The organism is Mesorhizobium sp. M0968 (assembly GCF_040319065.1).
Taxonomy (GTDB): Bacteria; Pseudomonadota; Alphaproteobacteria; order Rhizobiales; family Rhizobiaceae; genus Mesorhizobium.
Genome location: NZ_JAMYNL010000009.1, coordinates 124,726 through 149,623, shown reverse-complemented (window position 1 = coordinate 149,623; position 24,898 = coordinate 124,726). Strand labels below are relative to the sequence as shown.

18 protein-coding genes and 1 pseudogene are annotated in these 24,898 nt (G+C 60.1%); 15 read left to right on the top strand and 4 right to left on the bottom strand.

The features are described from left to right. Positions 1-135: 135 nt before the first annotated feature. From NKH67_RS18370 to NKH67_RS18350, 5 genes are all read left to right on the top strand, one after another. On the top strand, positions 136-2,031 hold the full coding sequence (locus tag NKH67_RS18370) for an ABC transporter ATP-binding protein (RefSeq protein ID WP_352500818.1): 1,896 nt from the start codon (positions 136-138) through the stop codon (positions 2,029-2,031). Then, a complete protein-coding gene (locus NKH67_RS18365) occupies positions 2,028-3,926 on the top strand; it encodes an ABC transporter substrate-binding protein (protein ID WP_352470887.1) in 1,899 nt (632 codons plus the stop codon). The genes NKH67_RS18370 and NKH67_RS18365 overlap by 4 nt, the downstream gene beginning before the upstream one ends. 2 nt (positions 3,927-3,928) lie before the next feature. Continuing rightward, on the top strand, positions 3,929-4,927 hold the full coding sequence (locus NKH67_RS18360) for an ABC transporter permease (protein WP_023675966.1): 999 nt from the start codon (positions 3,929-3,931) through the stop codon (positions 4,925-4,927). Beyond that, positions 4,924-6,105, top strand: coding sequence for an ABC transporter permease (locus NKH67_RS18355; protein ID WP_352470886.1), 1,182 nt, complete (start codon positions 4,924-4,926; stop codon positions 6,103-6,105). The genes NKH67_RS18360 and NKH67_RS18355 overlap by 4 nt, the downstream gene beginning before the upstream one ends. Positions 6,106-6,280: 175 nt before the next feature. Continuing rightward, on the top strand, positions 6,281-6,760 hold the full coding sequence (locus NKH67_RS18350) for a class I SAM-dependent methyltransferase (protein ID WP_352470885.1): 480 nt from the start codon (positions 6,281-6,283) through the stop codon (positions 6,758-6,760). Between the two features lie 52 nt (positions 6,761-6,812). Here NKH67_RS18350 and NKH67_RS18345 read toward each other — a convergent pair whose 3' ends face one another. After that, the gene (locus NKH67_RS18345) at positions 6,813-8,228 is read right to left on the bottom strand and encodes an adenylate/guanylate cyclase domain-containing protein (protein ID WP_352470884.1); all 1,416 of its coding nucleotides are present in this window, start codon (positions 8,226-8,228) and stop codon (positions 6,813-6,815) included. Positions 8,229-8,431: 203 nt separating this feature from the next. On the opposite strand from NKH67_RS18345, the gene NKH67_RS18340 reads away from it, so the two are divergent. From NKH67_RS18340 to NKH67_RS18330, 3 genes are all read left to right on the top strand, one after another. Continuing rightward, complete coding sequence (locus NKH67_RS18340) at positions 8,432-9,238, top strand: hypothetical protein (protein ID WP_352470883.1); 807 nt, start codon at positions 8,432-8,434, stop codon at positions 9,236-9,238. A gap of 91 nt (positions 9,239-9,329) precedes the next feature. Beyond that, positions 9,330-9,854: a GNAT family N-acetyltransferase gene (locus NKH67_RS18335; protein ID WP_352470882.1), complete on the top strand. Its 525-nt coding sequence runs from the start codon at positions 9,330-9,332 to the stop codon at positions 9,852-9,854. Positions 9,855-10,058: 204 nt separating this feature from the next. Continuing rightward, positions 10,059-11,444, top strand: a complete 1,386-nt coding sequence (locus NKH67_RS18330; RefSeq protein ID WP_352500817.1) for a hypothetical protein — start codon at positions 10,059-10,061, stop codon at positions 11,442-11,444. Positions 11,445-11,522: 78 nt separating this feature from the next. Here the strand turns inward: NKH67_RS18330 and NKH67_RS18325 are convergent. After that, a pseudogene (locus tag NKH67_RS18325) lies at positions 11,523-11,727 on the bottom strand (adenylate/guanylate cyclase domain-containing protein); the annotation flags it as partial. A 177-nt stretch (positions 11,728-11,904) separates the two neighbouring features. On the opposite strand from NKH67_RS18325, the gene NKH67_RS18320 reads away from it, so the two are divergent. Continuing rightward, positions 11,905-15,204, top strand: coding sequence for an adenylate/guanylate cyclase domain-containing protein (locus tag NKH67_RS18320; RefSeq protein ID WP_352470880.1), 3,300 nt, complete (start codon positions 11,905-11,907; stop codon positions 15,202-15,204). A gap of 19 nt (positions 15,205-15,223) precedes the next feature. Then, positions 15,224-15,904: a peroxiredoxin-like family protein gene (locus NKH67_RS18315; RefSeq protein WP_352470916.1), complete on the top strand. Its 681-nt coding sequence runs from the start codon at positions 15,224-15,226 to the stop codon at positions 15,902-15,904. An 86-nt stretch (positions 15,905-15,990) separates the two neighbouring features. Here the strand turns inward: NKH67_RS18315 and NKH67_RS18310 are convergent, their stop codons facing one another. Beyond that, positions 15,991-18,963: a trifunctional glycosyltransferase/class I SAM-dependent methyltransferase/polysaccharide deacetylase gene (locus NKH67_RS18310; protein WP_352470879.1), complete on the bottom strand. Its 2,973-nt coding sequence runs from the start codon at positions 18,961-18,963 to the stop codon at positions 15,991-15,993. A gap of 80 nt (positions 18,964-19,043) precedes the next feature. Continuing rightward, positions 19,044-19,175, bottom strand: a complete 132-nt coding sequence (locus tag NKH67_RS18305; RefSeq protein WP_352470878.1) for a glycosyltransferase — start codon at positions 19,173-19,175, stop codon at positions 19,044-19,046. A gap of 150 nt (positions 19,176-19,325) precedes the next feature. Here NKH67_RS18305 and NKH67_RS18300 point away from each other — a divergent pair, with 150 nt between their 5' ends. The 5 genes from NKH67_RS18300 to NKH67_RS18280 are packed head-to-tail and all read left to right on the top strand — an operon-like array spanning position 19,326 to position 24,494. Beyond that, a complete protein-coding gene (locus tag NKH67_RS18300; protein WP_352500816.1) occupies positions 19,326-19,544 on the top strand; it encodes a hypothetical protein in 219 nt (72 codons plus the stop codon). Between the two features lie 38 nt (positions 19,545-19,582). After that, positions 19,583-20,248 (top strand): DUF3450 domain-containing protein, encoded by a 666-nt coding sequence (locus NKH67_RS18295; protein WP_352470876.1) that lies wholly within the window; start codon positions 19,583-19,585, stop codon positions 20,246-20,248. A gap of 7 nt (positions 20,249-20,255) precedes the next feature. Then, on the top strand, positions 20,256-22,913 hold the full coding sequence (locus NKH67_RS18290; RefSeq protein ID WP_352470875.1) for an OmpA family protein: 2,658 nt from the start codon (positions 20,256-20,258) through the stop codon (positions 22,911-22,913). Positions 22,914-22,928: 15 nt separating this feature from the next. After that, on the top strand, positions 22,929-23,420 hold the full coding sequence (locus tag NKH67_RS18285) for a Rab family GTPase (protein WP_254818889.1): 492 nt from the start codon (positions 22,929-22,931) through the stop codon (positions 23,418-23,420). A gap of 3 nt (positions 23,421-23,423) precedes the next feature. Continuing rightward, positions 23,424-24,494 (top strand): adenylate/guanylate cyclase domain-containing protein, encoded by a 1,071-nt coding sequence (locus NKH67_RS18280; protein WP_352470874.1) that lies wholly within the window; start codon positions 23,424-23,426, stop codon positions 24,492-24,494. Positions 24,495-24,898 lie beyond the last annotated feature (404 nt).

Genomic DNA, 24,898 nt, shown 5'->3' with positions numbered 1-24,898 from the left:
TCCGAACGCGTTTGGTATGCAGTCCGGTCGCCGGTTCCGCCAGGGAACTGGCGACTGTTCGAATCCAAGTTGCTCTAGGCTGGCAATGCGTTAGTCTCGCCTTCTGGACGTGCCAGAGTGGGGGCTGGTGTGAGAATGAATTTGGGCGTTGATCTGCTGCGGATCGAGGATGTTGGCATCTCTTTTGCCATTATAGGGGGACCGTTGCATGCTGTCAGGCGTGCAAATCTTCGCGTCCTGCCCGGCAAGGTTACCGCGCTTGTGGGCGAGTCCGGCTCCGGAAAATCGGTTCTCAGCCAGGCAGTGATGGGCATTTTGCCGAACACAGCCCATGTTCGCGGCCGTATCCTGTTTTCCGATCCAAAAAAGCCCGGTACGACGCAGGATATCCTGCAGATGCCGCGTGACGGAACCGAAATCCGGGCGTTGAGAGGCAGCCGCATCGGCAAGATATTTCAGGAGCCGATGACATCGCTGTCGCCGCTGCATACGATCGGCAATCAGGTCAGCGAATCACTGCAGATTCATACGCCCATGGCCCGGGTGGAGCGCAAGGCGCGGACCGAGGAAATGCTCGGCCTTGTCGGCTTTCCCAACCCCAAGCGCGCCTATGACATGTATCCCTTTGAACTTTCGGGAGGATTGCGTCAACGCGCCATGATCGCCATGGCGCTTATCTGCCGGCCCGCCCTGTTGATCGCCGACGAGCCGACGACGGCGTTGGACGTGACCATCCAGGCGCAAATCCTGCAATTGCTGCGCGAGCTTCAGACGAAGCTGAACATGGCGATGCTGCTGATCACGCACGACCTTGGCGTAGTCGCCAATGTCGCCGACGAGGTGGTGGTCATGTACCATGGCGAGATCATGGAAGCGGGACCCGTGGAGGCGATATTCCGCCGGCCGGGCCACCCTTACCTGAAGGGCCTGATGGCAGCCGTTCCGCATTTCGACCTGAAGCCCGGCGAAAGGCTAAAGGCGCTCCGCGAGGTGCCGGTGAATGTCGGGAACCTGCTCGGCAAGCAGACGGCGCCGGCATCGAAGGGGCCGAACGACCTCCTGCTATCGGTCAGCGATCTGACAAAGACCTTCACGATCCGCAAGTCCGGATGGTTCGGCGGAGATCATCAAACCTCTGTTCGCGCCGTGGACGGCGTGAGCTTTGATATCAGGCGGGGTGAGTGCCTGGGTCTTGTCGGCGAAAGCGGCTCCGGCAAAACCACCGTCAGCAAGATCCTCATGCGGGCTGTCACCCCTACCGGCGGCTCTGTGATCTTCAATGGCCGCGATGGCCCGATCGACGTCTTGGAAGCCGAGGGAGACGCCCTGCGCATGCTGCGCGCGAAAATCCAGATGGTATTCCAGGATCCGGTTTCGTCGCTTTCACCCCGCATGACGGTGGAGAACATTTTGAGCGAGCCGCTGGAAATCCATCGACGTGGCAATGCCGCGTCCCGACTCGCCACGGTCAAGAGCCTGATGCAGGCAATCGGGCTCGACCCGCGCTTCATAAAGCGTTATCCGCATAGTTTCTCCGGCGGGCAGCGTCAGCGTATCGGCATCGCGCGCGCGTTGGCGCTGGGGCCTGAACTCCTGATCTGCGACGAGCCGGTTTCGGCACTCGATGTCTCTGTCCAGGCGCAGATCCTGAACCTTCTGAAGGACCTGCAGAAGGAACTGGGCCTGACCTACCTGTTCATATCCCACAACCTCGCGGTGGTGGACTACATGGCAGACCGTATCGCGGTGATGTGCGGCGGGCGTATCGTCGAGCTCGCGCCGCGCGAAATTCTGCTTAGGAAACCGGTCCACCCCTACACGCGCTCATTGGTCGCCGCAGTACCTTTCCCCGATCTCGACAGGCCGATGGATTTCAAGACGCTGAAACTCAGCGGCGCTTCCGACACCAGCGCATGGGGACGGCAATTCCGCGACGAGGGCGACGAGGATATGCTGTCGCCGCTCGATCTTGGCGGCGGCCACGTCGTGCTGGCCCGACGTTCGGCCGATTTCAGCGAGCTACGCCATTGATCAGCCGGCGCACCGTCCTTGGACTCATGGCTTCGGCATTTCTGCCGGGCACGTTGCGCGCCGGCGATCTGGAGCCGGAATTTCTTGAGCCGCAGCTGAAGGCCAGAGCGCTGCCGGCACTCGCCGAACGCCTGCCCAAGCGCCCTCGCGCGTTGAACCTCGCCGCGATGGGCCGGCAGCCCGGCCAATATGGCGGCACGCTGCGCACGATCATCGGCAGCCAGAAAGACATCCGGATGATGACAATCTACGGGTACGCTCGCCTGGTCGGCTATGACGAAAAGCTTAACCTGCAAGCCGACATTCTCGAAAGTTTCGATGTAGCGGATGATCGTGTCTTCACTTTCAAGATACGAGAAGGACATAAATGGTCTGACGGTAGCCTGCTGACGTCGGAGGATTTTCGCTATTGCTGGGAAGATGTCTGGCTTAACGATGAGCTTTCGCAAGGCGGGCTCGCCCCGGCCCTGCTGGCGGACGGCAAGCCGCCACGCTTCGAGATCGTCGATCCGTTGACGGTCCGCTATAGTTGGGATGCGCCCAATCCCGACTTCCTGCCCAAGCTCGCCGCTGCTTCGCCCCTATCGCTTGTTCTGCCGGCCGCCTATCTCAAGCAGTTCCACAAGAAATACCAAGATCCATTCCGGCTCGCCGGCCTAATGAAGGAGAACCGGGCCCAGAAATGGACGCTCTTGCACATCCGCATGTCGCGGCAGTATCGCCCGGAGAACCCGGAACTGCCGACGCTCGATCCCTGGCAGAACCGGACCAAGCCGCCGGCTGAGCAGTTCGTCTTCGAGCGGAACCCGTTCTTTCATCGAATAGACGAGAATGGCCGGCAACTGCCTTATGTCGACCGGATTGTCATGAATGTCAGCTCGTCGGCGATCATTTCCGCCAAGACCGGTGCGGGCGAGAGCGACCTGCAAGGCATGGGAATTGACTTCACCGATTACTCCTTCCTGAAGGATGCGGAGAAGCGCTACCCGGTGAAGATGCATCTCTGGAAACGCACACAAGGTTCGCGGCTGGCGCTGCTGCCCAATCTGAATTGTGCCGACCAGGTGTGGCGTGGCCTTTTTCGTGACGTGCGCGTGCGCCGCGCACTTTCGCTCGCTGTGGACAGGCGCGAGATCAATTTGGCTGTGTTCTACGGATTGGCGCAGGAAAGTGCCGATACGGTCCTGCCGGAGAGCCCGCTCTACCGGCCGGAATTCGCGAAAGCCTGGGTCGCCCATGATCCCGACCAGGCCAATGCCCTGCTCGACGAGGTCGGGCTTCAGGCGCGTGACGATGACGGCCTGCGGATACTCCCCGACGGACGCCCGGCGCAGCTCGTAGTGGAAACGGCCGGCGAAAGCACGCTGGAAACCGACGCGCTCGAGCTCATCACCGATCACTGGCGCAAGATCGGCATCGCCCTGTTCATCCGGACTTCGCAGCGCGACATCTTCCGCAGCCGCGCGCTTGGTGGCCAGATCATGATGTCGATGTGGTCGGGCATCGACAATGGCGTGCCGACCGCCGACATGAACCCCTACCAACTCGCCCCCACCGTCGATGACCAGCTGCAATGGCCGCTCTGGGGTGCTCACTACTTGTCCCGTGGCAAGGTCGGCGAAGCGCCCGATCTTCCGCCCGTGGTCGAGTTGATGGCTTTACTCAAGCGCTGGAACGCATCGACCGAAGCCACGGAGCGCACCGAGATCTGGAATTCAATGCTGTCGATCTATACCGATCAGGTGTTTTCGATCGGCACGGTAAACGGAACGCATCAGCCGATTCTGGCATCCTCGCGGCTGCGCAATCTGCCTGACAAGGCGCTCTACGGCTACGACCCGACCGCCTATTTCGGTGTCTATATGCCGGATACATTCTGGCTTGGAGAGTCCTGAGCGTGCTTCGATATTTTGTCTGGCGTATCGCCGTGATGGTTCCAACGCTGCTGGTCATATCGGCACTGGTGTTCACGATCATCGAACTTCCCCCAGGCGACTATTTCGACAGCTATGTTGCCGAGCTTCGGGCTCAGGGCGAAGCGGTGGATTCCGATCGCATCGAGATGATGCGCAAGGAATATGGTTTCGACAAGCCACCGGTCATTCGCTACTTCTACTGGGTCGGCGGGATGCTGCACGGCGATTTCGGCTATTCCTTCGAATATGAGCTGCCGGTTCGCGACGTCGTCGGGGACCGAATGTGGCTGACGGTGCTGGTTTCCTTCGTCACGATCATCTTTACCTGGCTCATCGCCTTTCCGATCGGCATGTACTCCGCCACGCATCAATACAGCTGGGGCGACTACGGCCTGACTTTCTTCGGCCTTCTCGGCCTTGCGATTCCGAACTTCATGCTGGCGCTGATCCTGATGTATTTCGCCAACATCTGGTTCGGAACGTCTATCGGCCATCTCATGGACCAGCAATATCTCGGCGAGCCGATGAGCTGGGCCAAGGCGAAATCTATCCTCGCCCATCTCTGGATTCCGGTCTTGATCATCGGCACCGGGGGCACGGCAAGCATGATCCGGCGGCTGCGCGCCAATCTGCTCGATGAGCTACATAAGCAATATGTCGTGACCGCGCACGCCAAAGGCCTTCATCCCTTCAGGGCGCTGGTCAAATATCCGCTGCGCATGGCGCTCAATTTCTTCATTTCGGATATCGGCTCTATCCTGCCGGCCATCATCTCCGGTGCCGAAATCACGGCGATCGTGCTGTCTTTGGAAACGACCGGGCCGATGCTGATCAAGGCGCTGCAAAGCCAGGACATGTATCTCGCAGGGTCGTTCCTGATGTTCCTCGCCTTCCTGACGGTCATCGGCGTCCTGATTTCCGACCTGGCGCTGGCGCTACTTGATCCGCGAATTCGTTTGCAAGGCGGCAGCACCAAATGAACACGCAATCGCCGCTGCCCGCTCCGGGTGCCCCACTGCAACACTACGTTTCCATCGAGCCCTTTGACCTGCAGTCGGTCGAGGCGATGACGCCGGAGCAGGAGAAGGTCTTTCAGGCGTCGCAGTTGCGGCTGATGTGGTGGAAATTCCGTCGGCACCGGCTTGCCCTTGTATCCGGCATATTCCTGGCAGCGCTTTATTTCGGGATACTGATCTGCGAGTTCCTGGCGCCCTACGATCTGCACACGCGCAACATGGACTACATCTATTCGCCGCCGCAGCGGGTGCACCTGTTCCACAACGGCGAGTTCGTCGGGCCGTTCGTCTATGGCCGCCAGATGACGCTGGATATGGACACGCTCAAGCGGAACTACATCGAGAACCAGGATGATGTTCAGCGGATCCGTTTCTTCTGCAAGGGCGATAAGTACCGGTTCTGGGGCCTGATCGAAGGTGACAGGCATTTTGTCTGCCCCGCCGAAAACGGCCAGCTCTTTCTGGCCGGCACTGACAGGCTGGGGCGCGATGTGCTCTCGCGCATCATCTATGGCGCCCGCATTTCACTGACAATCGGCCTCGTGGGCATCAGTTTCAGCTTCCTGCTCGGCATTGTCATCGGCGGACTGGCCGGCTATCACGGCGGTATCTTCGACCTGATCGTCCAACGGATAATCGAAGTTCTGCAATCGATCCCCAGCATTCCGCTATGGCTGGCTCTGGCGGCGATCATGCCGATAACCTGGAGTCCGATCCTGATCTATTTCGGCATCACCGTCATCCTCGGGCTGCTCGACTGGACCGGACTGGCGCGGGCCGTGCGTTCAAAGCTTCTAGCTTTGCGCGAGGAGGATTACGTTCTGGCCGCGCAATTGATGGGCGCCAGAAGCAGCCGCATTATCGGGCGGCATCTCATTCCCGGCTTCATGTCGCATCTGATCGCGACGGCGACGATCTCCATACCCGGCATGATCCTGGGCGAGACGGCGCTGAGCTTCCTCGGGCTCGGCCTGAGGGCACCGATAACGAGCTGGGGCATCCTGCTCACCGAGGCGCGCAGCGTCAGCGTTATCGCGTTCTATCCATGGCTGCTTTTGCCGATGCTCCCCGTCGTTCTCGTCATCTTGGCGTTCAACTTCCTCGGCGACGGGTTGCGGGACGCCGCGGACCCCTACAAGTGAGATCGCTATTCCGCCGCGCGCAGCGCCGCCGACTCCACCCGGCATGATCCTTGTTGGCAGCCTGTTCGCCTGTTGCAGTGTTCATCGTTCGCCTCTACACGCGGCAAGACTCGTCGCGAAACGCTCTGCTCGGGGCAGTTGATTCCGTGGACTGGTTCAGGACATACAATCGCACATGAGTCGCCTCGACAGCTTCATCCGGAGGATGACCGCACAGCGCGACATACTCGATCATGTCTGCGCCGAGGTGGCGAAGATGGAGGGGCCCGTGCTCGAGCTCGGCCTCGGCAATGGCCGGACGTTCCACCATCTGCGCGAGCGCCTGCCCGGACGCCGGATCGTAGCGTTCGACCGCGCACTTGCCGCACACGCCAGCTCAATTCCCGAAGCTGAAAACCTCGTGCTCGGCGAAATACGCGAGACGGCGAGCAGGTTCATTGGCATCGACGCCGCTCTTGTTCATGCCGACATCGGCACCGGCTATGAAGATCGCGATGCAGTGATCTCTACCTGGCTTCCCGATCTAGCCGCGCGCCTGCTTCGCGTCGGCGGCATCGCGGTCAGCGGCACGCCGCTCGATCACCCGCAGTTGCAACGCCTCTCGCCGCCACCTTCGATTGCCGCCGATCGCTATTTTATCTGTAGGCGCGTGTGAGGGGCCGGGACGAGCCAGATTTTCGGGGGCCAAGTCTCCAGGGGCCAAGTCTTCAGGGGATCGTATATACCGCTATCTCCCGGTCAATGCCGCGCAGCGAGACCTCGTGGGGCACGGGCGTCAGCGCGTTCCTGTGTAAGAGATCGGCGGTGAGATTGTCGTCGACCACCGCTCGAGTGGCGAAGATCGCCTGTGCGTTGGCAAGGTTCTGCACCCGCGAAGCAATGTTGACCGTCTGGCCGAAATAGTCCTGTCGCTCATTCATCGACACGGCGATGCAGGGGCCGGCATGGACTCCGATCTTGAGCAGCAGATCCTCGCGGCCGCTCTTGTCGTTGAGCGTACGCATGGCATCGCGCATCCTGAGGGCTGCAGCAATCGCACGATCAGGCGTCGCGAAGGTCGCCATCACCGCATCACCGATCGTCTTCACCACCGCGCCTGCCTCCGCCGTGACGATCTCGTGCAGAACCTGGAAATGCTCGCGCACGAGATCGAAGGCTGAAAGGTCGCCCACCCGCTCGTAAAGCTCGGTCGATCCGCGCAGGTCGGTGAACAGGAACGTCAGGCTGGTGATCTTCAGGCGCTGGTTGATGTCGAGTGTATCCGTGCGATAGAGATCGCGGAACGTCTGGTTGGTGAGCAGGCGCTTGGCGGTCAGGAAGGGCCGGCGTTTTCCCAGGAAATCATGCAATGTCTGGCCGGCGATGAAGACTGTCGGCAGCACGCGGGTGTCGGTCCGGTTTTCCAGCGAAATGCGCAACGGGCCGGGTTGCATCTCCAGCGTCTGGTTCTGGACATGGTCGCGGTCGAAGGCCAAAGAGAGGCTCCGGCGCTCCTTTGTTGGTTCGCCCTTCCCGTCGATGAACTGCGCTGAATGGGTGACCGGCTCGAAGACGATGATGAATTCAGACGGAAGCTGTATGGTCAGAACCGCCTTTTCACCGGGCGCAAGCTCGATATCCTCCAGCGAGAACGCTTCCAGCTTTTTCACGAAATCCTCTTCCGGCAGATCGACGCCGGACGCCCAGTAGATCTGGCGGAAATATTCCGCCACCGGCAGTTCGTGTGGATTGTGTGCGGCAATCCTGCGCACGCGGGGACTGACGGTGAATGTCACCTCGACCATCTCGTCGAGAGTCGGTGAATAGCCCTCGGAGCACAGCGCGCAGGTGTATTCGTCCTTTTGCAGGGTTTTCAGCGTGGCGTTGGTGTCGAGCACGCCGCCGCAGCCGGGGCACAGAACATTCCAGGAAATGTCGAAGATGCCCACCCGCGCCGCATGGAGAAAGGCGCCTATTGCGCGCTCTTCGTCGAGGCCATGCTTGCTGGCGAAGGCTGGCGCATTGATGCGGCAAAGTTCGCGGTCCTCGCCCTCCGCGATGGTTCGCTTGATCGCGTCGATCGCCTGCGGATCGACATCGGCCGATTGTCGCAGAAGTGAGAATAGATCCTGAGCTTCGTTCATCGTGCAGGCTCCGGAAAATGCACCTCGAGGCGTTTTGACCGGACCGATCTTTGTCCGAGTATTCCATCTTACTTCGAAACGGACCGTACGGCCATTCGAATGGACAAGCCTGGTGACCGTTCAATTTCCATTCGGCGGATTTCAACCGGCCGCAAGCAGCACTATGATGGTCCATGGAGCATTCATCTTTGGGATTTTCTCCCATGCCGACATCAGACAATCCGCCATTTCCCGCGGTCCTGCGCCTTTTTTCTGCGGGGGTCATCGTTGTCCTGATCGTAGGCGCCGGCCTGTTTTTCATGCCTGCGCTGGTGAAATCGGGCTGGCCTTGGGCCGTCACGCCGTTCAATGCGCGCTTCCTCGGTGGCTTCTACACCGCCGAAATGGTCGTGATGGCGGCACTGCTGGTCTGGAATCGCTGGTCGCCCGGCAGGCTCGTGCTCGTCATGGCCTTCATCTTCACCGTCATCGTGTCGGTGGCTTCGTTCATCAATCTCGGCTATTTCAACTTCGAGCGCAAAGCGCCTTGGCTGTGGTTTTTGGTCTATCTTGCTTCGGCCGCGCTATCCGGGCTGTTCCTGTGGCGGGCCAGGGCCCGTCCTTCCGCAAAAGGCGTGACCTTAAATCTCGCATGGCGCGGCTACATGCCGGCGGAATCCGCGATCCTTGGGCTCTATGGCGTCGGCCTGTTGCTGTTTCCCCTGACATTCAGTGGCATCTGGCCATGGCCGATCGATGCCTTCCACGCTCAGGTCTACAGCGCCATCTTCCTCGCCGGTGCGGGCGGTATATATCTCGTCTGGAGAAGCGCGCCGCGCGAGGAACTGCTGGTGCTCGGGTTGGCGCAGTTTCTGGTTGGCCTGCTTGCCATCCTCGGCGTCGTCATCACCGACGCTGCGGTGCACCGGATCGACTGGACGGCGACCGGGACATTGTGCTGGCTCGCCCTTTTCGGCTGGATAGGCATCAGCGGCGTGTTCAAACTCTACGCTGCCTCCCGGTATTTTTAGCCCGCAATCGGTATCATAGGTCAGAGACGGCTGGATTTTCAGGTGGCGTCCGGTGCATCGTACCGGGCCGATTGCCTTCGCCGGGAACGCCATGACCAGCACGACCTCGCCACCCGCCGAGAAAATCCAGCCGCTGCTGCGGTCCGTCCGGTCAAGCGATGCGGAGGCGCTTTGCGCTATCTTCAACATGCCGGGCTTCCGCTGGGGCACGCTCAGGATGCCTTTCGAGATGGTGGAGCAGGTGGCGCGGCGCATTGCCAAGTCCGGCCCGGAAACCACCTGGATCGTTGCCGAGCTGGACGGCAAGGTCGTCGGCCATGGCAGCCTGGTCGTGCAAGGTTCACCGCGCCGTTCGCACATCGGCGAGATCAATATCGGCCTTGACGATGCCTTTGTCGGCAAAGGTATCGGCTCTGCCATACTTGGCGCGCTGCTTGACGTGGCCGACAACTGGCGCGCCCTGAAGCGAGTCGAATTGACCGTCTATGCCGACAACGAAGCGGCCCTCCGTCTCTATAAGAGCCACGGCTTTGAGATCGAAGGCCGGCATGTGAAGGCCGGCTTTACCGACGGGCAGTACCACGACCTCCTGAGCATGGCCCGGCTGCGGTTCTAAGATCCGCTGTTTGCCTTAGCTGTTTGGCCAATCTGACAATTCGTGCCGAGGCAGCGAACAGGGGATTGCTCAAGGAGAACTGCGTAGGATACGGTCATTTCGTCTCACACCACCTTGATCGAATTGACGATCTATGTGGGCCGGCCGCATCCAGCAAGTCTGGTCTCGCTTGGCGTTTACACCGCAAGCGGCTAGACGGGACCAATGACCGCCGTCTTTGATCCAACCCCTACCCCTCCGCGGGAAATTCTGGCTGTGCTGTCGCTGCTCTGCCCGGAGGTCGTGCGCGACATCGAGCAGAACTGGAATGCACCGGTTTCCGATTACGCCCGCCATCTGTGGCGGCCGGTGGCAAGGCCTGCATCGGGCCCGGCGATCGCTGCCCGCTCGATCCTGCGCGAAGTCCTGCATCAGCGCCTCGGTAGGATCATGCAGCCTGAGGAGATCGGCAAAGCCCTCGACGAGTTCGAGCACAGACCGGTGATTCAGTCCGGCCTGCACTGCTTGCTTCTGATGGACCGGATCACCTTCGATGCCCTTCTGCTTGCCTGGCTCGGCGCGGTCGAAAACGGGCTGTCGGCCTTCGTCGGCTTCATGGGAACGACGATGACCATGGAGACAGTTGGCCGGGAGGGGCCGGGATGGCTCGATGTCGGCGACGACAAGGTCAACCTGTTTGGCATGGGGCGCCACAAACTGTGCCGCAAAAGCGCCTGCGTGGCCGGTCCCGTCTCCATCAACAAGCGCGCGCTCGAAGCGGTGGGCGATGAAACGGATGCCAGCCGCTGGCTGGGCACACTGCTTGCCAGCCGGGACAAGGTGTTTGAAACCGCCGCCGATGCGCTGACTGAACTGAATGAGGATCTGGTCGCCAATTGGGATCGTGCCGGCATGGCCCTGCCGGTTTTCGTCGATGATCGGGTCGCCGCGGCTGCCATGGCGCGGCATCTAGAATATGACGGCAGCCTTCTTTCCAGGCTGCTGATTGAACCCGCAAGACGCCAGCGTCTCGAACATGCCTGGCAAGAGGCCGCATCGAGCCCATTTGGCAGATTCCTGCCCAATGCCACGGACTATTTCTGGGGCATCCGCGAGGAGCGCGTGCGCAAGCTCGTTCTCGAGAACGGGCACCTGATCGAGCCCGACAGGCCGCAAGGTCTTTCCATCCCGTTCGAGCGGCCGTATCTCAGGCAGGCGCTGCTGGACGGCGTGCTGCTGCCGAACTTGTTCCTGACGTTCCTCGTCCTTGCCATATTGCCGCGCGTGCGGGTCGTGGGCGGCCTGAGACAGATTGGCTATGTAGCGCTTTTCCACTCGATCCTTCTGGCCGTGCTGGACGAAAACGTGCCGGAAGAGCGCGATCTGGCCGCGGAACTGCAGGTTCGGGAAAATGCCTGGGGCATGCGGGTCATCGATGAAAAGATCTCAGTCCGCGAGCAGCTTGCCGTCCTGCCGGAAGGAGCGCTCTTCCCGGACCTGCTCCGGCAATACCGATTGAGGACATTTGCCGAGACGACCGACGACCTGAAACTGGTTCGCGAAAACGCCAGATGGCGCAAGATCGGCCAGGCAGAGATCAAGCCGACCTGAGCCTAATTCGCAACCGCAAGCGACGGCGATCCATCGGCGAGCCTCTGGCGTCTGACCCCGCCGCACAGGCCTCACCTGTCATTGCACCACACGGCCCTTGCGGAGCCCATCCACCACGTGTTCGAAATCGACCGGTTCTTGTGGCAGACCAAGACTTTGTAGCGGTATCCAGCGAATAGTCGCGATTGACGCGAAGCACCTCCTGCCATGGCGCGCGGGCCTCGGCGAAGCGGCCCAGATGACCGTAGCTGGCGGCCAGAAACGCGCGCGAGACGTCGGTGACAGCGCTTGCGAGCCAGCCGTTGCATCAGAGGTCATGGGTAGCGCTCTGCCACCGGACCCACACGGATCGCCCGCTGCCGCTTGCCCGTCGACGGCTATCGGTGCATCCTTGTGAATAGCCTGGCCGTGAAGTGCGAGCGAGATCACGCCGTCACGGCCACTAGTGAGGTCTTGTTCGATGGACTGCTCAGGCTGCGGTTTCGAGATTGAGGGCGGTTACGCCTTCTGTCCGAGGTGTGGCAGGCGCCAGCCCGTGCCATGCGCCAGTTGCGGCTACGCCTGCGCACCTGATTTCGAGTTCTGTCCGAAATGCGGGGCAAGCGTCGGTGCGCCCGCAAAGGCCGTCGAACGGCCTGCTCCGGCACCAAGCCGGACCATTGTGTCGCCTTCTCGAACTCCGTCGCTGCTTCCGAACATCGAAAGCGAAGAAGGGCTGCATCCCGTCTCTGACGCCGATCGCCGGACGGTAACGGTCCTGTTCGCCGACCTTTGCGGCTTTACGACACTCAGCGAGCAGCTCGACCCCGAGGTCATGCAAGCGCTGCAGAACAAACTGTTCAAGGAATTGACGGCGGCCGTGCGAAACTTTGGTGGGTTCGTCGACAAATTCATCGGCGATGCGCTGCTCGCTTTGTTCGGTGCGCCGGTCGCGCATGAGGACGATCCGGAACGCGCGCTTCGTGCCGCTCTCGACATGATCGCCCGGACGGCGCGGCTCGGCGAAAGCACCCCCCACTCCGGCTCGCCTCTGTTACTCCACATCGGCATAAACACTGGTCCGGTCGTTACTGGCGGATTGGGCATCGGCACCGCCAGATCCTATTCCGTGACCGGCGACACAGTGAATACGGCGCAACGCCTGCAATCGCTGGCCGCACCGGGTGAGGTGCTGGTAGGCGAGCTCACTCACAGGCTGACCCGGCATGCCTTCTCTTATGAGTCGCTGGGTGATGTCGTGTTTCGCGGCAAGGCTGGCAGCGTGCTCGTTCATCGACTGGACGCACCGCTAGCGGTGCCGCGTGCAGCGCGCGGGCTCGAGGCGCTCGGCCTCAGTGCGCCGCTAATAGGTCGTGGTGCGGAGCTCAATAGAATGATGGCGAGCCTTGACCAGGCGTGCGGCGGCTCGGCCCAACTTGTCCGCCTCGTCGGAGAAGCCGGCATCGGGAAATCGCGGCTGGTGAGTGAGTTCGTCGCCCGCGTCGGCGACGACGAGCGTTTTCGCAACGTCGCCGTGCGGCAGGCCACGTGCTCACCGCTGGGTGAACAATCTTTTGGCGCCTTGGGCGCAGTGGTGCGCAGCGCTGCCGGGATGATGCAAAACGACAATGGGGACGAAATGCGGGGGAAGCTCGCAGGCTTGCTTGCCGATCTCGGCCTGCAGGGCGAGGAGGCGAAGCGGCTGATGCCTTTGCTCTACCATGTGCTTGGCCTTGGCGACCCCGATGCCACCTTGCAGCATGTCGAGCCCGAGCAGCTGCGGCGGCAAATTCTCTACGCAGTCCGCACAATCATCGAACGGCGGCTTGCGTTGTCGCCGCTATTGATTGTCGTCGAAGACCTGCACTGGGCCGACGCCGTGTCGCTCGAGGCACTACGTTTCGTGATGGACAGGTTGGAACGCACGCGGTTGATGTTGCTGGTCACGCATCGTCCGGCGCCGGACAACGACCAGCTCGACTCAAGTCGGGTCAGTCACACAGCGCTCAGGCTTCCGCCACTCAACAATGATGACGGACGCAGCCTGCTGGCAGCGCTTTTCGGCGAGAGCTGGGTAAGCTCCGCGGGAGGGCTTCTCGACCAGATCCTCGAGCGCGCGGGCGGCAACCCCCTTTTTGTAGAGGAAATCGTTCGCGGCCTTATCGATCGCGGTGTACTGGTGCGAGAGGGCCAGCGATGGCGGACTGTGGCAGGCGAAGTCGCAACCGGCATCCCCGCCACTATCCAGGCAATGTTGCTTGCCCGCGTCGACCGGCTGCCCCAAGAGGTGCGCCGGTTGGCCCAGGAGGCCGCGGTAATCGGCCCGCGCTTCGATGCCACACTTCTGAAAACCGTGACAGCCGACCCCGGCCGGCTCGAAGCCGGCTGCGAACTGCTTTGCGATGCGGAAATCATCGAGGAAGTTGCCGGATCAGGCTCGGTCTCGTCTCAAAGCTACCGCTTTACGCAAACATTGCTGCAGGACGTGATCTACCAGAATCTGCTCCTGCAACGCCGGACCGAAATCCACGGGCGGATCGGTGCTGCCTTGGAGCAACTGTGCGGCGACGAGCCGGAACGGCTCGAGGATTTGACCGTGCTGGGTCATCATTTTGCACAGAGCGCCGAGCGGGAGAAGGGCGCGCATTACCTGCAGGCGGCAGGCGATCGCGCTCGCATGATATATGCCAACGACGACGCCCTTCGTTTCTACGAGCGAGCACTGACTGCGTTGGGCGCGATCGGGCAAACACCGCTCAAACTGGCAATTGCAGAGCGCATTGCCGATTTGAGCGGCCCGGCAGGCCGCCGTGAGATCGCGCACCACCACTACGAGACGGTGTTGCAGGCATACCGCGAGTCAGCCAATCGCGTCGCCTCGGCGCGAGTTTTGCGTAAGATCGGTCGGCTACTCTGGGATGTCGGCAAGCGGGACAAGGCAGAACCCCGCTATGCCGAGGCGGCAGCGCTCCTCGATGGAGCGGATGCCCCGATCGAGCAGGCGCATCTGTGGCAAGAACGTGGCCGACAGGCGTTCCGTAGCGGAGATCACGCTCTCGCGGCAAAATGGGCAGACGCGGCGCTGGATTGCGTAGGCACACTGACAACGGAGCATGTCTCCGAGATAAGGTGTGATGCCACTCTTGTGACCGCCGAGGCACTCAATACCAAGGCTGTCGCGCTGGCTCGCCTTGGGCGAAACCGTGAGGCCGTGCGTCAGGTTGAGCGTAGCATTGAATTGGCCGAAGCCGCCGGTCTGCTGGGCGCGGCCTGCCGCGGCTACACCAATCTCGGCGTGCTTTACACGACCATCGATCCCGCAAAGGCGATGGAGGTCTGTCGGCGCGGTCTTGAAGTGGCGCGCCGTATTGGTGATTTGGGTTTCCAGGCGCGCCTCCTCGCCAATCTGGCGGTCGCTTGTTGTACTTTCACGGATCGCTGTCCAACGGAGGGCGTACCCGCTGCCGAGAAGGCCATCGAGATCGACCGGGCGCTCGACCAGCGCGAGCACCTGCCGGTGCCTTTGATCGTGCTTGGGCAAATTCACCAGTGCAACGGCCGTCCGGACCTGGCGGTTGGGTTGTTCCACGAAGCACTGGACGTAGCTCGCGAAACGGGCGAACCCCAACTGCTGTTTCCGTGTTATGATGGTCTCGCAACGCTTAATCTCGATCTCGACAATCTGGCCGAGGCCGAACGCTACTTTTCCCTGGCGCAGGGTATATGCGCCCAGCACGGGCTCGACCCGGAAGCGCTTGTGGTGCTGCCTTTTCTCGACTAGCCGGGGTTGGAGGTTGGAAATGTCCGCGCGTAGTGACTTGGTGCCGCTTCAACCGGGCGACCGTGCGCCAAACGTGGTACTCGACGCCATTACCCAGGAAGGCAAGATCGCGCTTGACGATTTTCGCGGCCAAAAACCGGTGCTGGTCGGCCTGTTTCGAGGTCTGCATTGCGCGTTTTGCCGGCGCCATATCGCCGCCCAGGCGCGGCTTGATCCGGAGCTGCGCGAAAGGGGCGTGGAGAGCCTGACGGTGGTCAACACGCCGATCGAACGGGCGCGTCTCTATTTCCGCTACCATCCGATGCCGAATCTGCTTGCGGCCTCCGATCCTGAACGCGCTTCACATCGTGCTTTTGGACTGCCCAATCTCGAATTCACCCAAAACGAGACGAACTGGCCGTACAAGGTCTCGATGGCAGCGGCAAAGGATATGCGGGTCGACATACCAGGCGAGTTGCCCGGTCCTATGGATCCTCTTGCGGCCAGTGAAATGCTCAACAAGAGGGACCATTACGAGCTGACCGAAGCCGACGAGCAGATGCTAGCAACGGGACACGGACAATTGGTCGGTCAGTTCCTGCTGGACCGGCAGGGGATCGTCCGCTGGAGCTTCACGGAGGTTCCAGAGGGTGGGCGATACATGTTTGGGGCGCCAAGCCCGCAGGAGCTGATGTCAGCCGTATCCCAAGTCGCCCAATAGACTTGCGAACGAGGTAAGCGGGCGGGACACGGAACAAAAAAGCGGAACCAATTTGGTACGAATCTAGACACTGACAAGTTCACGGTTCATGCGAGCACGGCCTCGACAACGGCAACAAAGTCATCGAGCGAACGATCCCCACGAATCTCGATGCGCGGAAGGTCGATGGGATCGCAATCGAGGTCCGCCGGTCCGTGTCTGCCGCCGAAGCCGATTCGATAGCCGCACTCCTTGGCCAGCCTGCCAAGCCGTCGGTCGGTGACAGAGAAGGGTGCCGCGAACGCCGCGGTTGGCCGACCGGTCCACCGTTCGATGAACATACGAGAGCGCAGGAGCTCGGCGGCCAAGTCAGAGCTCGACAGACCATCGATCGCGCGATGCGTCGCCAGATGGCTTCCGAAGAACGCACCTTCGCCGGCGAGGCGTCGCACCGTCCCGGCGTCCATAAGCTGCGTCGGCGGGCCGCTGTAGGCGTCCCACTGTGCACTTTCACCCACCAAGTCCGTCACCAGGAACACTTCCGCGGTCAGGTCGTTCGCGCGCAAGGCCGGCCAGGCATGGTCGGCAAAGTTCTGGAAGCCGTCATCGAAGGTGATGAGCACTGGGCGGCCAACGAAAGGCTGACGGTTGGCGATGAACCATTCCAGCTGCTCGGAGCTAATCGCGTGAAAGCCATTGGCGCGCAGCCATGTCATTTGGCTGGCGAATGCGGCGGGCGCGAGCCGAAAACGGGCGAGCGCGGCCGGACCTTCATCGGAGACACTGTGATACATGAGGACAGGGATACGCTGCCGCCGCTCGCTATGTGCGACGTCGCGGCGCAAGGCCCGCGCCCCGCCCCAGACGATATTTCGTGCGACTCCGATTTCGACGGGTGCGCGGATTGGCACATGATCTATCGTCGGTTCCGTCGCCACGTCGCCTGGTGACAGGCGGCGGAAGCGGTCTATGCGGTAGAGCTCGGTCTGGATCGATTGCTCGAGAACGAGGCCGTGGCCCGCTGCCAGCGTCTCTGAGATCGCTTGTGCACCGAATGTGTTCCAGTCGAAGCCCGTCCTTTCAACATTGTCTCGTAGCACGAATGCGTGTGCGCTGATGAAACTGCCGCCAGGCGCCAACGCCTCAACAAGTTTTTTGGCGATGCGCCGCAACTCGGTGAGATCGTCCAGGTAGTAGAGCACTTCCGAACAGACGATCAGATCCATCTCGCCCGGCAGCGTGTCCGCAGAAAAATCCAGTACGCCGAACTCAACGTTCGGCTGATCGCTGCATCGCGCGCGCGCCCGCCCGACGGCTACGGCGGAGATGTCAGTTGCGGTCAAATGGCCCACGCGCGGCGCCAGCTGCCGCGTGAAGTGGCCCTCCGCGCAGGCCAGCTCAAGCGCCCGTCCGATGGGACCGGCAGGCAGAATTTCGAGCTGCCGCTCATATTTTTCCTGCTCATAGGGCGAACCGTAGTTCCAGGGATCCTCGATCGCAAAATGGCGATTCCAGAAAGATGTGCGGTCATTGTCGCGCCCATCCCCGGCCCGTGCACGGCGCGGCGCTGCAAAAGGCTCTTTAGTTTCGGTGCTCGACCGAACCAGCGCCTGCGCTTCCGCGGCCAATCCCGCAAGTTTGCCGAAATGGCTGTCCCGATCAGACCGGCGTCCCGCCATGGACAACAATGCCTCGGCTGCAGACATGTTTGACTTGTCGGCACCGGCGCCCTTTTGCGGTGCATCCACAGGCGATCGCCTCGCAAGTCGCGCGGCACTGTGCATAGGCCGCTCAGAGGGCAGGAAATTCAGGATCAATTCAATCCAATGACGCCTCGTCACTCTCCCGAGTACGCCGAACTGCACGAGAGCCTCGATCTGGCCATCCATCATCAGATGGGCATAGATTTGATCGATTCCTTTCGGTACTTCGATCGAGGCCGGATTTCGCGCGTCGACACGAATTCCAAGTGTCCGCGCCAGCCTGCGCGGCGCGGCAAGATCGTCGACATCGAGCAGCATTTGCTCAAAGTGATACTGCACGCGGCGAGCCGCGTCGGGATTATTCCAGACCTTGCCGAGTTCGAGGATCAACTCGGTGAGGGAAGCGCCGAACCTGTCCCACCTGGCAGCCAATTGCGCTGGCACCGACAGGCTTCCTACCATAAGGCCATCGACGGCCACCTTGGCGATCTCACGCGCCCACTTACGTCCTGCCGGGAGCGCGCGCAGGGACTGCGGGTTGATCGAGCGCGAGCCGCAGCCGCAATCCGATGCGGCGTTCCACAACGCGAACCACGCGAGTGCTTCTGAAGCGGTGTGGCCGTTCGCGTCGGTCGCTCCATTGGCGTGAGCCGATGCCGGGTGTTTGACCCTGGGATCGGCGGAAAAGCCGCGAGCGATCACGACTTCGCCATCTGCCAGCATCTGCGCCGAATTGCGGCTGAGCGCGTTGGGGCTGGCCCGATAGAAAGCGAGCGGCTCGTCGACCATCACCCAATTTTTGCCTAGACGTGCGAGGCGCTGCCACAGATCCCAGTCCTCGCAGGTGCGCAGCGACACGTCGAAACCGCCCAACTCGACAATTATCTCCCGATCGACCAGCAGCGCGTGAGTGCGGACGGCACACCGGCGGGCGAACGTTTCGAAGGGTTGAATCGCAACCTCCGTTGCGATGCTCGACGCCGTGAGTTCGCCATCGGGCATCACGCGTCGGGAACCGCAATAGGCAGCCACTGCATCGGGAGCGGATTTCAGTGCGGCCAGCATTTTGGCAAGGAAGCTGGCATCCACCCAATCGTCCGCATCCAGAAACATGAGCCAGTGGCCGCGCGCCTTCGAAATCCCGCTATTGCGCGCGCCGGCGGGGCTATGCGCGCAAGAGCTCAACATCCGAAATCGGGCATCGTGCTCTACATAACCGGCGATGATCGCAGGGGTGCGGTCCGTGGAGGCGTCGTCGACGATGATCGCCTCCCAATCCATTATTTCCTGATCAAGAAGGCAATCGAGTGAGCGCGCCAGCGTTACCTCCGCGTTGTGCGCAGGAACCACGATTGAAACCAAGGGATCATGCGCCACGCCGTCTTACCCGCGCCTGGTTCGAGGTAGAACAAGATGTGTTGATCTTTCTCGGCGTAGGCCGTCACAATCGACGACGATCAGTCCGTCGACCCATCGTCCATCACCACTATATCCAGTATCTGGCAGGTCTGCCGGCGGATGCCGGCACGCATTGTGCCGACGGTTTGCTCGGCATTGAGCATCGGTACCACACCGCCCTGCGGGAGCATCCTGGATCATCGAGCTTTCGTTTTCTTCGGCAAGAGTTGGCAAATGTCAAAACCGGATGACGGCATCGGCTGGCAGCACTGCCCTGTCAAGATAAGGGCGAATTGGAGGCGGGCAAAAAAGACTTGAACACAGGCTGAATGGCAGCGCGCATGCCCGACGGCTTGGAGCTGGGGTCGATGCGCCAGGGCATCTCCGCTCTCGCATTTCATCTGCATAAAGATGATCGCGGGCGAAGACGCGAGCGCGAGCTGATCCGGATCGAGCCGCATGTCGAAATCTACCCGAATGGGGACGTTCGAACCGACTTAAGCCGCGAAGATTCCGGCTTGCGGGTCGACAATTTTACTGGCAAGTTTACCAGTTGCTAAATTAGCGCTGTGGCAATGTTCAAAAGAAGGGGCATGGGATGGCCAAGGAATCTTCGAGTACCGCTTCTTCGGCAAATAAAGCGGACGCAAATCTGATAAGTAATGCAGACGGAAGCGGGCTGACCTTCATGGCGGGCCAGGCTCGCGAGAGCGGAGCCCCCGGCGACGCTGTAGGTGTCGACAAGATACGTGATCTGCTGTTCGGCAACCAGATGCAGGACTATGACCGCCGCTTTTCCAAGCTTGAAGAACGGGTCTTGCAGCGCTTCAAGGATGTCGAATCCGAGGCCAAGCGCAATCTTGAAATGTACGAGTCAAATGCAAAGAAGCAGGTTGACTCGCTTGCGGCGCAATTGCGGAACGAAAAAGACGCGCGAGCCGACGCCGATAAGGAGATTGATCGGAATCTTCGCGAGCAAAATCAGGCGCTCGAAAAGCAGGTGCGCGCGTTGTCGGATCAGTTGAGCGAGCTTGAGCGGGAAGTTGCGGACCGGATAAATCGAAACGATCATTTGCTGCGTGAGGAAATCAAGCAAAAGAATGAAAGCATTCAGATGCTGATGGAGAAAATGTTTTCCGATCTTGGCAATGTCAAGACCGACCGAAATCTTTTGGCTGGCCTGTTTGTTGAGGTTGCAAAATGTCTAAATCAGGATCCCGTCGGCAGCAAGAACAACTCGGAGCGTACCTGGAAAGTGAGTTGATCGGAACTTGACGTCGACTGTCGACCCAATCAGCCTCCCTCAAAGAGCAGCTTCGAACGATACAGAGATTGATCGCGAGGCGCTGGCTCGCCTTTTGATCGAAATTGCCCGGAACGTTGATCCGGACTATCGTGCGCGTCTCGACGGAATCCCAACCGCCGACCCTCGCATGGAAACGCTGCGCCAGTTGCTGGTCGGCCGCGAAATTTCGGAGCTTTCACGAGTTACGCACCTGCTCGACGAACCCGAGCAGCTTGCGGCTGCAGTGGGGAGCGTTCTCCCCAGTGCAGCCGCACGTGCGCCTCATGCGCAACTCGGAGAGGCCCTTGCGCCAGCTGTCGAGAGGGCCGTGCAACGGTCCATCCAGAAGAGCCCGCGTACGCTGACGGATATATTGTACCCGGTGTTTCTGCCGGCTATTCGCAAGTCGATCGGCGAAAAGATCGACCAGACCTTTCAATCGTTGAATGAAACTTTAAGACATATATTTACCTGGCACGGGCTCAAGTGGAGACTTGAAGCGTGGAGAACAGGAGCAAGCTTCTCAGAAGTTGTTCTTAAGCATTCTCTTGTTTATCGTGTAGAACACGTCTTTCTAATCAATCGCAATTCCGGGCTTTTGATAGCGCATGTAACTGCCGATAATGCAACTAGCGAAGATCCTCAACTCATTTCTTCTATGCTTAGTGCAATTCAAGATTTTGTAAAAGACTCATTTAACGAGAAAGAACAGAGCGGCCTGGATACCATTCGTTTCGGAGAGCTTCGTCTCTGGTCGGAAGTTGGACCGTTTGCGACCTTGGTTGCGGTGATCCGGGGAAATCCGCCGGAGGAATTACATGAAATAATTCGCGATGTATTGCTTCGCATCCATGATGAATGCTCACAGGCTCTAGAGCAGTTTGACGGCGACAGTTCGCAGTTGGCCGGCGTAGAGACGCAGTTGCAGACCTGCGTTGAACTGAAGCAGGAGGAATCAAACCAGGGATTTCCGTGGCTGGTCGTGGCTGCAGTCCTGCTGGTTTTGATTCCGGCAGGCGGTTGGTTCTTTCTTTCCTGGCAATCCGTGCAGCGCTGGCAGACCTATGTGTCGCGACTGGGGACCCAGCCGGGCATCATCGTTGCCGAACAAAAGGTGCGTGATGGCCAATTCTATATTGCCGGTCTGAGAGACCCGCTTGCCGCCGACCCGCAGTCGCTGTTGGCCGGAACGCAGGTCGATCCCGCCCGCGTTCATTCACAGTGGCAATTCTATCAGAGTCTTGATCCGGAGTTCGTATTGAAGCGGCTAACGGCGTCGCTGGTTCCGCCGGATTCAGTACGACTTTCGATCGTCAATGGTCGCATCGTTGCCGAGGGTGAGGCTCCCAACACCTGGATAGATCGGGCGCGCGCAGCGGCCCAACAACTTTCGGCAGGCGGACCGGAATTCGACATCTCCAGGGTTCGTGATGTGAGCCCCGAAGCACGCGCGGCGGAGCACTGGCAGACTTATGTGTCGCGACTGGAGGCCCAAGCGGGAATCATCGTCGCCCAACAAAAGGTGCGTGATGGCCAATTCTATATTGCCGGCCTGAGAGACCCGCTTGCCGCCGACCCGCAGGCTCTGCTGTCCGGAACGGAGGTAGATCCCGCCCGCGTTCATTCGCAGTGGCAATTCTATCAGAGCCTTGATCCGAAGTTCGTCCTGAAGCGGCTGATGGTATCGCTGACCCCGCCGGATTCAGTACGGCTTTCGATCGTCAAGGATCGCATCGTTGCCGAGGGTGAGGCTCCCGACATCTGGATAGACCGCGCACGCGCAGCGGCCCGACAGCTCTCGGCAGGCGGACCGGAATTCGACATCTCCAAGGTTCGTGATGTGAGCCCCGAGGCACGCGCGGCGGAGCACTGGCAGACTTATGTGTCGCGACTGGAGGCCCAAGCGGGAATCATCGTCGCCCAACAAACGGCCAGGGGGGGACATTTCTATATTTCCGGCCTGAGAGACCCGCAGGCCGCCGACCCGAAGGCTCTGCTGTCCGGAACAGGGGTCGATCCTGCTCGCGTTCATTCACAGTGGCAATTCTATCAAAGCCTTGATCCGAAGTTCGTGGTGAAGCGGCTGATGGCGTCGCTGACTCCGCCGGATTCAGTACGGCTTTCGATCATCAAGGATCGCATCGTTGCCCAGGGTGAAGCTCCTGCCGCCTGGATAGATCGGGCGCGGGTCGCCGCCCAACAGCTGTCCGCGGACGGACTCTCTCTAGAACTCTCCGAGCTGCGTGAGTTGACCCCTCCGCAACTCACTCATTTGAGGGAGGCTATTCAAGCGGTCAACATTTTCTTCGATTCTGGCAAGGCTGTACCGGGACCAGAGCAACTGCCGGTTCTCGACAAATTGGCGAATCAGTTGAAGGAATTGGCCGAGGACGCCCGCAAGGCAGGCGTAACAGCACAGTTCATGTTGACCGGCCATTCGGACGAGACGGGCCGTGAAACGGCCAAGTTGTCGATCAGCGCCGCGCGCGCGGAGACAGTTCGTGCGCTTCTCAAGAAGCGCGGCGTCGATCCGGAGTTGCTCTTGGTTCGCGGCGCGGGCACCTTTGAGCCAGCGGAGATTGAAAATAGCCGAACCGGGAACTCCGCCAACCGCAGAGTTTCGGTTACGGTAAACTTCCACTAGGCGGAGCCCAGGATATTGCAAAAGAAGATCTGTATGTTGGGCGGGTTCGCTGTCGGAAAGACGAGTCTGGTTCGCAGGTTTGTGCAAAGCATCTTTTCAGAAACCTACTTGACCACGGTGGGAGTGAAAATCGACAAGAAGAGTGTCGCATTCCCGGACAAAACCGTGGATCTGATTTTGTGGGATTTGGCCGGCGAAGACGATATCGGCTCATTCCGCGTCAGCTATGTGCGAGGTGCGAGTGGGCTCGTGCTTGTCGTCGATGGAACACGCGCTGCTACTCTTGCCGTTGCGCTCACGTTGCGCGAGCGGGCCGAGGCTGAATTCGGCGCTATGCCGTTTGTATTGCTGTTCAACAAATCCGATCTGGCCGATCGGTGGGCAATATCGGATAGTGAAATTGACGAACTGAGGCAACTTGGATGGCAAATCTATCTGACAAGTGCGCTTTCGGGCGAACATGTTGATGATGCGTTTCGTCAACTTGCTTCGATGGTCAGCAAATAAACCATGGATGTCTTGCCAAGAGAAGTTAGAAGCTGGATTTACGATTTCTTCTACAAGGAGCGCTCGGTCGCATATCTGAAAATCGACGCCCAGCTTTGCATAGCTGCGAAGGGCGGTAACGTTAACCATTACGGACTCTCGTCAGTTCGCATAGGTAAGCCTGTTGCCGAGCAGCTTGAATTCATGGAAGGTTTGTTGCCCTGCCCGGAGCTTCCATATGATATGGCCATGGTCGAACTGCCCAGCGGGCGTGTCGCGGACCTCCATCTTTTTGCTGACAATGCCTGCGTGTGGCTGCTCTTTCTTGACGCCACTGCCGAACGCGACAATAGGCAGCGGCTTCAACAGAAGGCTTATGAAATGACGCTTCTGCAAGAGAGGGAGCGTCAACTCAACGAGAAATTACAATCGACAAACGAGGCGTTGAGGGCGAGCCAAGAGGGATTGTCGCGTGAATACCAGCGCGCCGAAGCCCTACTCCTCAACATTCTTCCGGCGTCGATCGCGGAGCGGCTAAAAGCGCACGAACAAATTGCAGACAACCATGCGGAGGTGAGTGTGCTTTTTGCCGACATCGTCGGCTTTACGGAAAGAGCGCGGAGCGTCGGAGCCGTGACGACGCTCGCTATTTTAAATTACTTCTTCAAGGCGGCGGATCTGCTCTCGGAGCGATACGGCTGCGAAAAGATCAAGACAATCGGCGATTGTGTGATGGTGGTCGCTGGCCTGCCCACCGCGCGATCCGATCATGCGGAAGCCCTTGCGCACTATGCACTTGAACTGCGGAAGGCGGTTAAGCGCGAACGCTTCGCAGGAGAACCGATAAGACTCAGAATTGGAATTCACTCAGGACCAATCGTGGCGGGCGTCATAGGCAAAAGGCGGTTTGCCTATGACCTATGGGGCGACACCGTTAATCTCGCCGCACGTATCCAAACGTCCGCGGAGCCCGATGAAATCCGCATTTCGGATGCAACTCATCAACTGCTTGGACCAAATTTTGCTTGCGACCCACTCCAGGAAACGGAATTGCGTGGTACAGGTCGTGTGCGAATGTGGCGGCTCCCGGCCTGATTTGCCGCATGGCAGTGCCGACCCGGAAGCGCATTTCATCTCAAGCAACATCATGGTTTCGAATGTCCGCAGCGGTGCGCGAAGCAGTTGACCACCGAGCGACCGCCAAAGGTCTGTCCTGGTCAACTCAGGAAATCAGTTCCTGAGATTTAACGTCGATGCCCAGTCCATAGAACGGCCGGAGGCCTGGGACGAGGTCGGAATGTCCTGCCCCCGCGGCTAAATAAACACCGCCAAGTACCCGGCGCAACGGTCTGGCTCGGAACGATGACGTCTTGCACCGCAACATCGGTTTCTTCAAGGTAGGGCAACAACGGACATAGATGTCGTTGCTCGCCGATCTGACCGGAAGGTTAACAGCACGATGCCACTCATGACTCGACGATTGGGCGCCAGGAACCTGG

What these genes read in the sequence shown, in the direction of transcription:
- NKH67_RS18355 (WP_352470886.1), top strand. Translation starts at nt 4,924, where the DNA reads ATGAACACGCAATCGCCGCTGCCCGCTCCGGGTGCCCCACTGCAACAC.
- NKH67_RS18280 (WP_352470874.1), top strand. Translation starts at nt 23,424, where the DNA reads ATGGATGTCTTGCCAAGAGAAGTTAGAAGCTGGATTTACGATTTCTTC.
- NKH67_RS18340 (WP_352470883.1), top strand. Translation starts at nt 8,432, where the DNA reads ATGCCGACATCAGACAATCCGCCATTTCCCGCGGTCCTGCGCCTTTTT.
- NKH67_RS18295 (WP_352470876.1), top strand. Translation starts at nt 19,583, where the DNA reads ATGGCCAAGGAATCTTCGAGTACCGCTTCTTCGGCAAATAAAGCGGAC.
- NKH67_RS18370 (WP_352500818.1), top strand. Translation starts at nt 136, where the DNA reads ATGAATTTGGGCGTTGATCTGCTGCGGATCGAGGATGTTGGCATCTCT.
- NKH67_RS18300 (WP_352500816.1), top strand. Translation starts at nt 19,326, where the DNA reads ATGCCCGACGGCTTGGAGCTGGGGTCGATGCGCCAGGGCATCTCCGCT.
- NKH67_RS18305 (WP_352470878.1), bottom strand. Translation starts at nt 19,175, where the DNA reads ATGCTCCCGCAGGGCGGTGTGGTACCGATGCTCAATGCCGAGCAAACC.
- NKH67_RS18345 (WP_352470884.1), bottom strand. Translation starts at nt 8,228, where the DNA reads ATGAACGAAGCTCAGGATCTATTCTCACTTCTGCGACAATCGGCCGAT.
- NKH67_RS18315 (WP_352470916.1), top strand. Translation starts at nt 15,224, where the DNA reads ATGTCCGCGCGTAGTGACTTGGTGCCGCTTCAACCGGGCGACCGTGCG.
- NKH67_RS18335 (WP_352470882.1), top strand. Translation starts at nt 9,330, where the DNA reads ATGACCAGCACGACCTCGCCACCCGCCGAGAAAATCCAGCCGCTGCTG.
- NKH67_RS18330 (WP_352500817.1), top strand. Translation starts at nt 10,059, where the DNA reads ATGACCGCCGTCTTTGATCCAACCCCTACCCCTCCGCGGGAAATTCTG.
- NKH67_RS18350 (WP_352470885.1), top strand. Translation starts at nt 6,281, where the DNA reads ATGAGTCGCCTCGACAGCTTCATCCGGAGGATGACCGCACAGCGCGAC.
- NKH67_RS18320 (WP_352470880.1), top strand. Translation starts at nt 11,905, where the DNA reads ATGGACTGCTCAGGCTGCGGTTTCGAGATTGAGGGCGGTTACGCCTTC.